We start from the raw sequence: 13,296 nt of genomic DNA, 5'->3' as shown, positions 1-13,296 counted from the left end.
CAGACCTGTTCCTGACATCCCTTATCGCCCCACCATCCTGATGGGATCCCTGTGATCCGTGTTCTGATTCGCGCTTCCTGCGCCAAGTCCAGATGTGCTTAGGTTAGTTGTGCCCCCCTGGCATTCCTAGGGCGGTTAGCCACCACGATGTGTAAGCCTACGCTTACACAATGCCGGCAGCTCAGAACAGCGCCGCGTCCAGCCCGTACAGCGTCGCGCTGCCGGCGCGCACCGCGGCGCTCAGCGAGTGGATGCGCGGCAGCAGGCGGGCGAAGTAGAAGCGCGCGGTGGCCAGTTTGGCCGCGTAGAAGTCGCCCTCATCCTTGCGTCCCCACGCCGCGGCGGCCATGCGCGCCCACAGGTAGGCGTAGACGGTGTAGCCGAATACCTGCAGGTACTCCACCGAGGCCGCGCCGATCTCGCGCGGATCGCGCAGCCCCTGCTCCAGCAGCCAGACGGACAGGCCATCGAGGTTGTCCAGCGCCGCCGCCAGCGGCGCGGTGAACTCGGCCAGCGCCGGGTCCGCGGCGTCGAGGAAGGCATGCACCTCGTCACTGAACAGGCGGTACAGCGCACCGTCGCTGGCGACCAGCTTGCGCCCGGCCAGGTCGAGGGCCTGGATGCCGTTGGTGCCCTCGTAGATCTGGGTGATGCGCACGTCGCGCACCAGCTGCTCCTGGCCCCACTCGCGGATGTAGCCGTGGCCGCCGAACACCTGCTGGCCGAGCACGCAGACCTCGAGGCCCAGATCGGTGAGGAAGGCCTTGGCCACCGGGGTGAGCAGCGCCACCAGCCCTTCGGCGCGCTGGCGCTCGAGCGGATCCTCGCTGAACTTGGCGGCATCCAGCTGCAGCGCCACGTAGCTGGAGAAGGCCCGGCCGCCCTCGGTGAGCGCCTTCATGGTCAGCAGCATGCGCCGCACGTCGGGGTGCACGATGATCGGGTCGGCGATCTGCTCCGGCGCCTGGGTTCCGTGCGGCGCGCGGCTCTGCAGGCGTTCGCGGGCGTAGGCCGCGGCGCTCTGGTAGGAGCGCTCGCCGGCCGCCAGACCCTGGATGCCGACCGCCAGGCGCTCGTAGTTCATCATGGTGAACATCGCCGCCAGGCCCTTGTGCGGTTCGCCGACCAGCCAAGCGCTGGCGCCGTCGTAGTTCATCACGCAGGTGCTGGCGCCCTTGATGCCCATCTTGTGCTCGATGGAGCCGCAGTGCACCGCGTTGCGCGCGCCCGGCGAGCCGTCGGCATTGACCAGCCGCTTGGGCACCAGGAACAGCGAGATGCCGCGCGAACCGGACGGCGCATCGGGCAGGCGCGCCAGCACCAGGTGGACGATGTTGTCGGTGAGGTCCTGCTCGCCGCCGGTGATGAAGATCTTGTTGCCGCTCAGCCGGTAGCTGCCGTCGGCCTGCGGCTCGGCGCGCGAACGGATCAGCCCCAGGTCGGTGCCGGCGTGCGGCTCGGTCAGGCACATCACCCCGGCCCACTCGCCGCTGTACAGCCTGGGCAGGTAGCGGGTCTTGAGCTCCTCGCCGGCATGCGCGCTCAGCTCCAGACAGGCGCCGGCGGTGAGCATCGGATACAGGGCGAAGGCCAGGTTGGCCGAGTTGAGCATCTCCTCGATCTGCGCGCCGAGCGCCTTGGGCATGCCCATGCCGCCGTAGGCCGGATCGCCGCAGACGCCGACCCAGCCGCCCTCGGCCCAGGCGCGCCAGGCCGCGACGAAGCCGGCCGGGGTGCGCACCGCGCCGTCCTGCCAGTGGCAGCCTTCCTCGTCGCCGCTGCGGTTGAGCGGAGCGATGCTCGCGGCGGTCAGCTTGCCGGCCTCGGCCAGCACCGCCAGAGCGGTATCGCCATCCACCACGCCGGCCAGCGCCGGCAGGCGCGCCCACTGCGCGGGGGCGTCGAGGACCTCCTCGAGGACGAAGCGCATGTCGCGCAGGGGGGCTTGGTAATCGGCCATCGGTGCATTCCTCGCTTGATGCTTGTGGTTTTCCCATCGGTAGGGGCGAATTCATTCGCCTTCGCGGCCCGGTCAGGCGAATGAATTCGCCCCTGCACAGGCGGGCCTATCCCTCTGCCGCAGTGCATCTCAATGGCCGAGATCGAACTCCTCCTCGGCCATCGCCATCAGGCTGCCCGCGCCCGCCTGGATGCAGGCGACGTGGCTGCGGGTGCGCGGCAGGATGCGCTGGAAGTAGAAGCGCGCGGTGTGCAGCTTGGCGCGGTAGAAGGCGGCCTCGTCGCTGCCGGCCGCCAGCTTCTCCTGCGCCAGGCGCGCCATGTCGGCCCACAGCCAGGCCAGGCAGACGTAGCCGGAGTACATCAGGTAGTCCACCGCCGCTGCGCCGACCTCCTCGCGATCCTGCATGGCCTTCATTCCGATCTGCATGGTCAGCTCGCCCCACTCCTTGTTCAGGTGGGCCAGCGGGGCGACGAACTCGGCCAGTTGCGCGTCGCCCTCGTGGGCCTTGCAGAACCTGTGCACCACCCGGGTGAAGGCCTTGAGCGATTCGCCCTGGCTCATCAGCACCTTGCGCCCCAGCAGGTCGAGGGCCTGGATGCCGGTGGTGCCCTCGTAGAGCATGGCGATGCGGCTGTCGCGGGCGTTCTGTTCCATGCCCCACTCGGCGATGTAGCCGTGGCCGCCGAACACCTGCATGCCGAGGCTGGCGCTCTCGAAGCCGGTCTCGGTGACGAACGCCTTGGCGATCGGGGTGACGAAGGCCAGCAGGGTGTCGGCCTCCTGCTTCGCCGCCTCGTCAGCGCTGTAGCGCACCACGTCGACCAGCTTGGCGGCGTAGTAGATCAGCGCGCGGTTGCCCTCGGCGAAGGCCTTGATGGTCAGCAGCATGCGCCGCACGTCGGGGTGGACGATGATCGGGTCGGCCGGCTTGTCCGGCGCCTTCGGCCCGCTGAGGGCGCGCATCTGCAGGCGCTCGCGGGCGTACTTCACCGCCCCCTGGAAGGCCACCTCGGCATGCGCCAGGCCCTGCAGGGCGGTACCGATGCGCGCGGTGTTCATGAAGGTGAACATGCACTTGAGGCCTTCGTTGGCCGGGCCTATCAGGTAGCCGGTGGCGCCGTCGAAGTTCATCACGCAGGTGGCGTTGCCGTGGATGCCCATCTTGTGCTCGATGGAGCCGCAGGACAGCGCGTTGCGCGCGCCGACGCCGCCGTCCGTCGCGGGCAGGAACTTGGGCACGATGAACAGCGAGATGCCCTTGGTGCCCTCGGGCGCGTCGGGCAGGCGGGCGAGGACGATGTGCACGATGTTGTCGGCGAAATCGTGCTCGCCGGCGGAGATGAAGATCTTGGTGCCGCTGATCCTGTAGCTGCCGTCGGCCTGTGGCTCGGCGCGAGTGCGCAGCAGGCCGAGGTCGGAGCCGCACTGCGGCTCGGTCAGGCACATGGTGCCGGTCCACTCGCCGCTCACCAAGCGTGGCAGGTAGGTGGCCTTCTGCTCGGCGGTGCCGTGGGCCGACAGGGTGTTCATCGCGCCGTGGGCCAGCCCCGGGTACATGCCCCAGGCCCAGTTGGCCTCGCCGATCAGCTCGCTGATCACCAGGCCCAGCGACTCCGGCAGCCCCTGGCCGCCGTGCTCGGGCTCGTGGCTCAGGCTCGGCATGCCCAGCTCGACGTACTGGCGGTAGGCCTCCTTGAAGCCGCTCGGGGTCTGCACCCCCTCGGCGCTCCAGGTGCAGCCCTCGAGGTCGCCGACCCGATTCAGCGGCGCCAGCACCTCCTCGCAGAACTGCGCGCTCTGCGCGAGGATGGCGTCGACCACGTCCGGGGTGGCGTCCTGGCAGCCGGGCAGGCTCTGGTAGTGCTGCGCATAGCCGAGCAGCTCGTCGCGAACGAAGCGCAGGTCGCGCAGGGGGGCTTGGTACTCGGGCATGGTCGTCGTCCTCTGAAACCGTCTTGTCGTTCAAGGGAACATATGGCCGATTGGCGGCGCCGGCAAGGCGTTTGGCGCAGCCGGCCACCGCCGCGGCGCCAGCCACTATGCTTTCAGGCTGAAGCGCACGGGCGCGGCGTGCGCAGCAGCGGGGAGCAACGGCGATGGATCTGGCCCGGACGGTTCTTGGCGGCGCAGAAGGCGGCTGGCGGGTGTTGCTGCTCGCCTGTCTGCTCCTGCTGCTCGCACCGCCGGCGGCGGCGCAGGATGCGGCTAGCCTGCAGGACCGCCACGCCGCCCTGCGCGAGCAGCTGGCCAGCAACCCGTTCCAGCGGCCGCTGCACATCGCGTCGCAGGTCGGCGAAGGCAGCCTGCAGGGCGACATCCACGCCCGCTTCGAGCAGCCCTTCACCGTGCTCGCTGCGGCGCTGCAGGAGATCGGCCACTGGTGCGACATCCTCATCCTGCACCCCAACGTGAAGGGTTGCCGGGTACGCCCGGGCGACCTGCTCGACCTCAACCTCGGGCGCAAGTTCGAGCAGCCGCTGGACGACACCCAGCCGTTCGCCTTCCGCTTTCGCATGGTGAGCGCCCGCTCCGACTACCTGCAGCTGGCGCTGGACGCCGACCGCGGACCGCTGGGCACCAGCGCCTACCGCATGACGCTGGAACTGGCCCCCCTCGACGCCCGGCGCAGCTTCCTGCACCTGTCCTACGCCCATGCCTTTGGCCTGCGCGCACGCCTGGCCATGCAGGGCTACCTGATGACCCTCGGTCGCGACAAGGTGGGCTTCAGCATCGTCGGCCGGCGCGACGACGGCCAGCCGCTCCACGTCGGCGGCATGCGCGGCGTGGTCGAGCGCAACGTCATGCGCTACTACCTGGCGATCGAGGCCTTCCTCGACGCCCTCCCGGCCCCTGCCGCCAGCCAGGCGGAACACCGCCTGCAGCTGTGGCACGCCGGCGTGCGTCGCTACCCGCTGCAGCTGCAGGAACCCGAGCTGGACAGCTATCTGGAGATGAAGCGTCGGGAAATCCAGCGCCAGCAGGACAGCCGGTGACTACCCCGCCAGCAGCGCATCCACAGCGAGATGGCCGGCCACCACGGCCGGGGTCGCCGCCGGCAGACGCGGGATGCGCCCGAGGCAGGGCGCCGCCAGGCGCTCGGCCAGGGTCGCCAGGTTGTCGTCGAGGCGCGAGGTGGCCGGATCGACCACGTTGGCGACCCAGCCGGCCAGCGTGAGGCCGTCGCGGGCGATCGCCTCGGCGGTCAGCACGGCGTGGTTGATGCAGCCCAGGCGCACGCCGACCACCAGGATCACCGGCAGCTGCAGGGCCACGGCGAGATCGGCCAGGCTTTCCCGCCCGGCCAGCGGCACCCGCCAGCCGCCGGCGCCCTCCACCAGGGTGAAGTCGGCGCCGCGCTCCAGCACCCGCTGCACCGGCGCCAGCAGCGCCGCCACCGTCAGCTCGACGCCCACCTCGCGCGCCGCCAGGTGCGGAGCGATGGCCGGCGCGAAGGCGAACGGGTTGACCTCGGCGTAGTCGAGCGCCAGCGAACATTCGCCGAGCAGCGCCAGGGCATCGCCGTTGCGCAGCCCTTCCGTGGTCAGCTCGCAGTCGGAGGCCACCGGCTTGGCCGCCGCGGTGGACAGCCCGCGCGCGCGCGCGGCGTGCAGCAGGCCGGCGGCGACGGTGGTCTTGCCGATCTCAGTGTCGGTGCCGGTGATGAAGTAGGCGCTGCTCACGGCGGTGCTCCTCGGTGTCTCGTTGATCGTGCCCACGCTCCCGCGCGGACACGCCGGCGGAGGAGCATGGAAGCCCGCGTAAAGCGCGCTGCTTGTGGGAGGCCCGACCTCGGGGCGATGCGGGCCGCAGGCCCGCCATAAGAGCAAGAGCTTCGCCGCGAGGGCGCGCCTCCCACAACGCAGACTGGATCGTTCCCACGCTACCGCGTGGGAGCCATCCAGTCATTCGGTGACTCAGCTTCGACGCAGCACCCCGTACACCACCTGCCAGCTGGCCGGCAGGCCCTGCTGGTCGCGGAAGCGTTCGTAGGCCTCGACCAGCGCCAGCACCCGCGCGCGGCCGGTGAGGCCGCCGGGGCGGCCGGGGTTGAGGTTGTGGGCGCCGAGCGCCTTGAGCTCGTGGGTCAGCTGACGCAGATCGGTGTAGTGCAGCACGCGGCGCTCGCTGCGCAGCTCGAGCACCTCGAGGCCGCTGGCGGCACACAGCGTCTGGTAGTCCTCGAAGCGGCGAAAGCGGTTGACGTGGACGAAGCCGTCCACCGCCTGCCAGCTGTCGCGCAGTTCCTGCAGGGTGCCGACGCACAGGCTGCTGAAGGCGAACACCCCGCCCGGCGCCAGCACGCGGCGCGCCTCGCCCAGCACGGCGGCGAAATCGGCGCACCACTGCAGGGCCAGGCTGGAGAAGATCAGCTGCTGGCTAGCGCTGGCCAGCGGCAGGTGCTCGGCGTCGCCGCAGACGAACTGCGTCGCGCCGCCCAGCGGCCGCGCGTGGCGCAGCATGCCCTCGGCGATGTCCAGGGCGGTGCCCTGCCCCTCGGGAAAACGTTCGGCCAACGCGCGGCTGAAGTGCCCGGTGCCGCTGCCCAGATCGACCCAGCGCTGCGGCTGCAGGTCGGCCGGCAGGCGCGCCAGCAGCTCGCCACCCACCGCGCGCTGCAGCTCGGCGACGCTGTCGTAGCTGGCCGCGGCGCGCGAGAAGGAGGCGGCGACCTGGCGCTTGTCCGGCAGAGTGCCGGTGGACAGCTCAGTCATCGCCGGCCTCGCGGATGAACTCGGCGAGCAGCGCGGCCAGCGCCTGCGGCTGCTCGAGGACCAGGGCGTGGCCGCTGCCTTCCAGGACGTCGACCTCGCCGGCCGGCAGCAGGGCCAGCAAGGCCGCGGTGGCGGCGGCGGCGGACGGGACCAGGGCGTCGCCCTCGGCCAAGAGGTGCAGCTGCGGACCGGCGAAGCTCGCCAGCGCCGCGCGGTTGTCCAGCGCGGCCAGCACGTCGAGGCCGGCGAGCAGCTGCGCGGCGTCCTGCGCCGGCAGGCCCTGCTGCAGCTGGCGGCCGAGCGCGCGGGCATCAAGGCAGCCCTGGGCGCAGAGCATGGCAAAGCGCTTGAGGGTGGCGGCGGCATCGCTGGCGCAGCCGGCGCGGAAGGCGGCGAAGGTCTCTTCGTCCATCGCGCTCGGCCAGCCGGCGCGGGCGACGAAGCAGGCGTTGCTGGCCAGGGTCAGCAGGCCCCGGCAGCGCGCGCCGCGCCGCGCGGCCAGCGCCGCGGCGAGCATGCCGCCCAGCGACCAGCCGCCCAGCCAGCAGTCGGCCGGCAGGCGCGCGTCCAGCTCGTCCAGCCAGGCCTCGGGATCGCTCGAGGTCAGCGCCGGCAGCTCGGCCAGCTCGGTCGGCAGGCCCAGCCCGTTGAGGGCATCGACCAGCGGTTGCAGCGCGGCCGGGCCGAGGCCCCAGCCGGGCAGCAGGATCAGGCGGTGCATTGGTTGCCCTCCTCGCTGGGCAGCAGCGCCTGGCATTCGCCCAGCGCGGCCAGCAGGCGCTCGACCTGCTCGAAGCTGTGCGCGGCAGACAGGGTCACCCGCAGGCGCGCGGTGCCGGCCGGCACGGTCGGGGGGCGGATCGCGCCGACCAGCAGGCCGCGCTCGCGCAGCAGGCGGGAAAACTCGACGGCACGGGCGCTGTCGCCGATCAGGATCGGCTGGATCGGCGTCGGGCTGTCCATCAGCTCGAGACCGAGCTGGGTGGCGCCGGCGCGGAAGCGGGCGATCAACTGGTTGAGATGCTCGCGGCGCCAGCCTTCGCTGCGCAGCAGCTCGAGGCTCTTCAGTGTGGCGCAGGCCACGGCCGGCGGCTGGCTGGTGGTGTAGATATACGGACGGGCGAACTGGATCAGCGTCTCGATCAGCTCCTCGCTGCCGGCGACGAAGGCGCCGGCGGTGCCGAACGCCTTGCCGAGGGTGCCGACCAGCACCGGCACCTCGTCGATCCCCAGGCCGAAGTGCTCGACGATGCCGCCGCCGCTGGCGCCCAGCGGGCCGAAGCCGTGGGCGTCGTCGACCATCAGCCAGGCGCCACGCTTTTTCGCTTCGGCACACAGCGCCGGCAGGTCGGCGAGGTCGCCGTCCATGCTGAACACGCCGTCGGTGACCACCAGACTGTTGCCCTCGGCCTTGTCCAGGCGCTTGGCCAGGCTGTCGGCGTCGTTGTGCAGGTAGCGCGAAAAGCGCGCGCCGCTGAGCAGGCCGCCGTCCAGCAGGGAGGCGTGGTTGAGGCGGTCCTCCAGCACGCTGTCGCCCTGCCCCACCAGCGCGGTGACCGCGGCCAGGTTGGCCATGTAGCCGGTGGAGAACAGCAGCGCGCGCGGGCGGCCGGTGAACTCGGCCAGCGCCTCCTCCAGCTCGTGGTGCGGCTGGCTGTGGCCGATCACCAGGTGCGAGGCGCCGCCACCGACGCCCCATTGCTGCGCGCCCTGCTGCAGGGCGCGGATCACCTCGGGATGGTTGGCCAGGCCCAGGTAGTCGTTGGAGCAGAAGGCCAGCAGCGGCTGGCCGTCGACCACCACCTCCGGGCCCTGCGGGCTCTGCAGCAGCGGGCGCTGGCGGAACAGGTTGTCGGCGCGGCGGGCGGCGAGACGGGAGGCGAGGTCGAAGGACATGGCGGCTCGATGCTGGGTAAGGCGGGCCCCCGTAGGGGCGAATTCATTCGCCCCTACGGGGATGGACAGATCAGACCGCCGCAGCGTCGTGGAACAGTGCGCTGTTGCGCTGCTCGATCAGCGCCTCCTCGATGGCGGCCTGGTGCACCTCGTCGGCGTGTTCCTCGCGGGCTTCCGGCTGGATGCCCAGGCGCGCGAACAGGCGCATGTCGCGGTCGGCGTCCGGGTTGCCGGTGGTCAGCAGCTTCTCGCCGTAGAAGATCGAGTTGGCGCCGGCGAAGAACGCCAGGGCCTGCATCTGCTCGTTCATCTGCTCGCGGCCGGCGGACAGGCGCACGTGGGATTCGGGCATGAGGATGCGGGCGACGGCGAGGGTGCGGATGAAGTCGAACGGATCGACGTCGTCGGCCTTCTCCAGCGGCGTGCCGGCTACCTTGACCAGCATGTTGATCGGCACGCTCTCGGGATGTTCCGGCAGGTTGGCCAGCTGGATCAGCAGGCCCATGCGGTCGTCCAGCGACTCGCCCATGCCGAGGATGCCGCCGGAGCAGATCTTCATCCCCGCCTCGCGCACGTAGCTGAGGGTCTGCAGACGCTCGCCGTAGGTGCGGGTGGTGATGATGTTGCCGTAGAACTCCGGCGAGGTGTCGAGGTTGTGGTTGTAGTAGTCGAGGCCGGCGTCGGCCAGCGCCTTGGTCTGCTCGGCGTCGAGGCGGCCGAGGGTCATGCAGGTCTCCAGGCCCATGGCCTTGACGCCCTTGACCATCTCCAGCACGTAGGGCATGTCCTTGGCCGACGGGTGCTTCCACGCCGCGCCCATGCAGAAGCGCGTCGAGCCGATGGCCTTGGCCTCGGCGGCGGCCTGCAGGACCTTCTGCACCTCCATCAGCTTCTCTTTATCCAGGCCGGTGTTGTAGTGGCCGGACTGCGGGCAGTACTTGCAGTCTTCCGGGCAGGCGCCGGTCTTGATCGACAGCAGGGTGGAAACCTGCACGCGGTTGGGATTGAAGTGCTGGCGGTGCACGGTCTGGGCCTGGAACAGCAGGTCGTTGAACGGCTGCTCGTACAGGGCGCGGACCTCGGCGAGGGTCCAGTCGTGGCGCAGGGAAGCGTTGGCACTCATGGGCGGTTTCCTTGTTAGGGGGCAGCGCACCCACAGTAGAATCCCGGGGCGGCACGGATGGCCGCATCTTCTATGGCCGCCTCGGGCGCTGTCAACTGCGAGGGAATGCATGGTCTACCAATGGTTAAAAAACAGCCAACACTGCCTGCTCTGCGATCTGCCCACCGATACCCGCCTGCCGCTGTGCAGCGACTGCGAACGCGAGCTGCCCTGGCTCGGCCCGCACTGCCGGGTGTGCGCCGTGCCGCTGCCGGCGGACGGCCTGGTCTGCGCCGGCTGCCTGCGCCGCGCGCCGGCCTTCCAGCACGTCGAGACGCCGTGGCGCTATGCCTTCCCGCTCGATGCCCTGATCACCCGCTTCAAGCACCGCAGTGCCTGGCCGCTCGGCCACCTGCTCGCCGGCCTGCTGGCCGAGCATCTGCGCCATGCCTGGCTGGACGGTCTGCCGCGTCCCGAGCTGCTGCTGCCGGTGCCGCTGGCCCGGCCGCGCCTGCGCCGGCGCGGCTTCAATCAGGCCGGCCTGCTGGCGCACTGGCTGGCCGCCGAGCTGGCGCTGCCCTGGCGCGAGGATCTGCTGCTGCGCCCGCAGGACACCGCCGCCCAGCAACAGCTGGACGCCGCGGCGCGGCGCGGCAACCTGCGCCGCGCCTTCGCCCTCGCCGATCCGGCGGCGGTGGCCGGTCGCCACCTGGCCCTGGTCGACGACGTGCTGACCACCGGCGCCACCGCCGAGGCGCTGGCGCGCCTGCTGCGCCGGGCTGGCGCAGCGCGGGTGGATGTCTACTGCCTGGCGCGCACGCCGGCGCCGGACTGAGCCACGCTCGGCCCGCGCGGGCCTGCCGGCTCGACTACGCTTGCAGACAAGCGACTGCAACGCCCCAACAAGACGCCGCGCCAGGCGCCAGCGAGGTAAAGCCCATGACCATCGTCCACTGCCGGGAGTGCCACAAGGATGTCGAGCGCCACGACAGGATCTGCCCGCACTGCGGCGCCGAGATCCCCGGCGAGGGCAAACTGCTGCTGCTGGCAAAGTACTGCCTGTTCTTCGTGATTCTCGGCGCGCTCATGTACGCCCTGTTCAACTTCATCGGCTCCGGCGGCTAAACCGGCCGGTACGGGGTTACACTCCAGCTCCATCGACTGGAGCCTGCCATGAGCCATCCCTTTGCCACCCTCACCCCCGATCTGGTGCTGGATGCCGTGGAGAGCCTCGGCTTTCTCAGTGACGCCCGCGTGCTGGCGCTGAACAGCTACGAGAACCGCGTGTATCAGGTGGGCATCGAGGGCGAAACGCCGCTGATCGCCAAGTTCTACCGCCCGGCGCGCTGGAGCGATGCCGCGATCCGCGAGGAGCATGCCTTCAGCTTCGAGCTGGCCGAGCACGAGGTGCCGGTGGTGGCGCCGATCCTCCAGGACGGCGAGAGCCTGTTCGAGCACGCCGGCTTTCGCTTCGCGCTGTTCCCGCGCCGCGGCGGCCGCGCGCCGGAGCCGGGCGACCTCGACCAGCTGTACCGCTTCGGCCAGCTGCTCGGGCGCATGCACGCCATCGGCGCCAGCCGGCCGTTCGCCCACCGCGAGGCGCTCACGGTGGACAACTTCGGCCACGAGTCGCTGGCCACCCTGCTGGAAGGCGACTTCGTGCCGCGCAGCCTGCTGCCGGCCTACGAGTCGGTGGCGCGCGACCTGCTGGCGCGCCTCGACGCGCTGTTCGCGCGCATCGACTACACCTCGATCCGCCTGCACGGCGACTGCCATCCGGGCAACCTGCTGTACCGCGACGAGCGCTTCCACGTCGTCGACCTCGACGACTGCCGCATGGGCCCGGCGGTGCAGGACCTGTGGATGCTGCTGGCCGGCGAGCGCCAGGAGCGCCTGCTGCAGCTGGCCGAGCTGATCGACGGCTACCAGGAATTCCACGACTTCGCCCCCCGCGAGCTGGCGCTGATCGAGGGCCTGCGCAGCCTGCGCCTGATGCACTACAGCGCCTGGCTGGCGCGGCGCTGGGACGATCCGGCATTCCCGATGAGCTTCCCCTGGTTCGGCAGCGAGCGCTACTGGGGCGAGCAGATCCTCATGCTGCGCGAGCAGCTGGCGGCGCTGGACGAGGAGCCGCTGCGCCTGTTCTGACCCCGCTGTCAGGAAAGGCTTACAGCTATCGGCGCCCGCCGCTGCCCCTGCGCAGCGGCGGCCACAGACAGTCCCAAACCCATGCACTAGAATGGCGCACCATTTACTTAGCTTCCTAAATATTGGAGCGCCGATGAGCACCCCCAATCCCCGCCGCGGCTACATCCTCGGTTTGACCGCCTATGTCATCTGGGGCCTGTTTCCTCTCTACTTCAAGGCCCTCGAGCAGATCCCCGCCCTCGAGATCGTCGTCCACCGCGTGCTCTGGTCGGCCCTGGGCGCCGTGCTGTTGCTGCTGGTGTGGAAGCATCCTGGCTGGTGGCGCGAGCTGCGCGCCCACCCGCGGCGCCTGGCCATGCTGGCGCTGTCCGGACTGCTGATCGCCTGCAACTGGCTGCTCTACGTGTGGGCGGTGAACAACGGCCACATGCTCGAGGCCAGCCTCGGCTACTACATCAATCCGCTGGTCAACGTGCTGCTCGGCATGCTGCTGCTCGGCGAGCGCCTGCGCCGCCTGCAGTGGCTGGCCGTGGCGCTGGCCGCCAGCGGCGTGGCGCAGCAGGTCTGGCAGCTCGGCAGCCTGCCCTGGGTATCGCTGCTGCTGGCGCTGTCCTTCGCCTTCTACGGGCTGATCCGCAAGCAGGCGCCGGTGGCGGCGCTGCCCGGCCTGGCGGTGGAAACCTGGCTGCTGCTGCCGGTCGCCCTCGGCTGGCTGTGGCTGCACCCGACGGCGGCGAGCAGCCAGGCCGACTTCTGGAGCAGCGCGCAGGGCTGGTGGCTGGCCATGGCCGGACCGGTGACGCTGATCCCGCTGATCTGCTTCAACGCCGCCGCGCGCCACCTGCCCTACGCCACCCTGGGCTTTCTGCAGTACCTGGCGCCGACCCTGGTGCTGCTGCTGGCGGTGTTCCTCTACGACGAGCCACTGGCGCCGGCCAACCTGCTGGCCTTCGCCTGCATCTGGGCGGCCCTGCTGGTGTACAGCCTGGACATCTGGCGAGTCCTCCGCCACCGCTGATCATTTTCTGCACGATGCCCTGCAGGCCACGCCAGCCGTGGCCTGCAGGGCATTGCCCCAAGGTTATCCACACACTGATCCCCGCCGGGTGTGCACAAGCAGGCTCAAGTCCGCTGTGCAAAAAACCGCCAGATCACCGCCAGAGCCCGCACAGGGCGGGGCCTGGCGATCCATCCCGAGCTTATCCACAGGCTGGTCCCCCGCAATCGTGGACAAGTCGCGGAAAAATCGCCCCGCCCAGCCCTGTACAAAATTCGACCATAGCGCCGCAGGCCCCGTGACCGCTGGCCTGCAGCAATGTGCACGCAGCTTGTCCACAGCCTGGCCCACGTCGATTGTGGACAATCCTGCGGTTATCCACCGGCGTGGAGCGGCCATCCAGCCAAGCTGTTAGCAACTGCCGCCGGCAAAACTGGGCAAAAAACCACCAGCGGCCTGCAGAGCACGGCGCACAAGG

At 70.4% G+C, this 13,296-nt stretch carries 12 protein-coding genes; 5 read left to right on the top strand and 7 right to left on the bottom strand.

Annotated features, from left to right (window positions below):
* Nucleotides 1-181 precede the first annotated feature (181 nt).
* Together BM297_RS07995 and BM297_RS07990 are read right to left on the bottom strand one after the other, a co-directional pair.
* The gene (locus BM297_RS07995) at nt 182-1,960 is read right to left on the bottom strand and encodes an acyl-CoA dehydrogenase C-terminal domain-containing protein (protein WP_092430032.1); all 1,779 of its coding nucleotides are present in this window, start codon (nt 1,958-1,960) and stop codon (nt 182-184) included.
* A 129-nt stretch (nt 1,961-2,089) separates the two neighbouring features.
* Entirely contained in the window at nt 2,090-3,895 is a 1,806-nt protein-coding gene (locus BM297_RS07990) for an acyl-CoA dehydrogenase C-terminal domain-containing protein (protein WP_092430030.1), read from the bottom strand.
* A 164-nt stretch (nt 3,896-4,059) separates the two neighbouring features.
* Between BM297_RS07990 and BM297_RS07985 the strand changes: the two genes are divergently transcribed.
* Nucleotides 4,060-4,956, top strand: coding sequence for a hypothetical protein (locus tag BM297_RS07985; RefSeq protein ID WP_092430028.1), 897 nt, complete (start codon nt 4,060-4,062; stop codon nt 4,954-4,956).
* Here the strand turns inward: BM297_RS07985 and bioD are convergent, their stop codons facing one another.
* From bioD to bioB, 5 genes are all read right to left on the bottom strand, one after another.
* Nucleotides 4,957-5,643 carry a dethiobiotin synthase gene (gene bioD / locus BM297_RS07980; RefSeq protein ID WP_092430026.1) on the bottom strand — a complete coding sequence of 229 codons (687 nt, stop codon included), beginning with the start codon at nt 5,641-5,643 and terminating at the stop codon, nt 4,957-4,959. It lies immediately after the preceding gene.
* A 234-nt stretch (nt 5,644-5,877) separates the two neighbouring features.
* The gene (bioC, locus tag BM297_RS07975; protein ID WP_092430024.1) at nt 5,878-6,675 is read right to left on the bottom strand and encodes a malonyl-ACP O-methyltransferase BioC; all 798 of its coding nucleotides are present in this window, start codon (nt 6,673-6,675) and stop codon (nt 5,878-5,880) included.
* Nucleotides 6,668-7,396: an alpha/beta fold hydrolase gene (locus BM297_RS07970; RefSeq protein WP_092430022.1), complete on the bottom strand. Its 729-nt coding sequence runs from the start codon at nt 7,394-7,396 to the stop codon at nt 6,668-6,670. The genes bioC and BM297_RS07970 overlap by 8 nt, the downstream gene beginning before the upstream one ends.
* Nucleotides 7,384-8,571, bottom strand: coding sequence for an 8-amino-7-oxononanoate synthase (bioF, locus tag BM297_RS07965; protein WP_092430020.1), 1,188 nt, complete (start codon nt 8,569-8,571; stop codon nt 7,384-7,386). The genes BM297_RS07970 and bioF overlap by 13 nt, the downstream gene beginning before the upstream one ends.
* Nucleotides 8,572-8,641: 70 nt before the next feature.
* Nucleotides 8,642-9,694, bottom strand: a complete 1,053-nt coding sequence (gene bioB / locus BM297_RS07960) for a biotin synthase BioB (RefSeq protein ID WP_092430018.1) — start codon at nt 9,692-9,694, stop codon at nt 8,642-8,644.
* A gap of 109 nt (nt 9,695-9,803) precedes the next feature.
* On the opposite strand from bioB, the gene BM297_RS07955 reads away from it, so the two are divergent.
* From BM297_RS07955 to rarD, 4 genes are all read left to right on the top strand, one after another.
* Entirely contained in the window at nt 9,804-10,508 is a 705-nt protein-coding gene (locus BM297_RS07955; RefSeq protein ID WP_092430016.1) for a ComF family protein, read from the top strand.
* Between the two features lie 104 nt (nt 10,509-10,612).
* Nucleotides 10,613-10,798, top strand: a complete 186-nt coding sequence (locus BM297_RS07950; protein WP_092430014.1) for a zinc-ribbon domain-containing protein — start codon at nt 10,613-10,615, stop codon at nt 10,796-10,798.
* 48 nt (nt 10,799-10,846) lie between these two features.
* Nucleotides 10,847-11,821 carry a serine/threonine protein kinase gene (locus tag BM297_RS07945; RefSeq protein ID WP_092430012.1) on the top strand — a complete coding sequence of 325 codons (975 nt, stop codon included), beginning with the start codon at nt 10,847-10,849 and terminating at the stop codon, nt 11,819-11,821.
* Between the two features lie 133 nt (nt 11,822-11,954).
* The gene (gene rarD, locus BM297_RS07940; protein WP_092430010.1) at nt 11,955-12,839 is read left to right on the top strand and encodes an EamA family transporter RarD; all 885 of its coding nucleotides are present in this window, start codon (nt 11,955-11,957) and stop codon (nt 12,837-12,839) included.
* The last annotated feature ends 457 nt before the right edge of the window (nt 12,840-13,296 follow it).

The organism is Geopseudomonas sagittaria, from assembly GCF_900115715.1.
Taxonomy (GTDB): Bacteria; Pseudomonadota; Gammaproteobacteria; order Pseudomonadales; family Pseudomonadaceae; genus Geopseudomonas; species Geopseudomonas sagittaria.
Note: the sequence above shows the minus strand (reverse complement) of the source record. Positions and strands in the feature narration are given on the sequence as shown.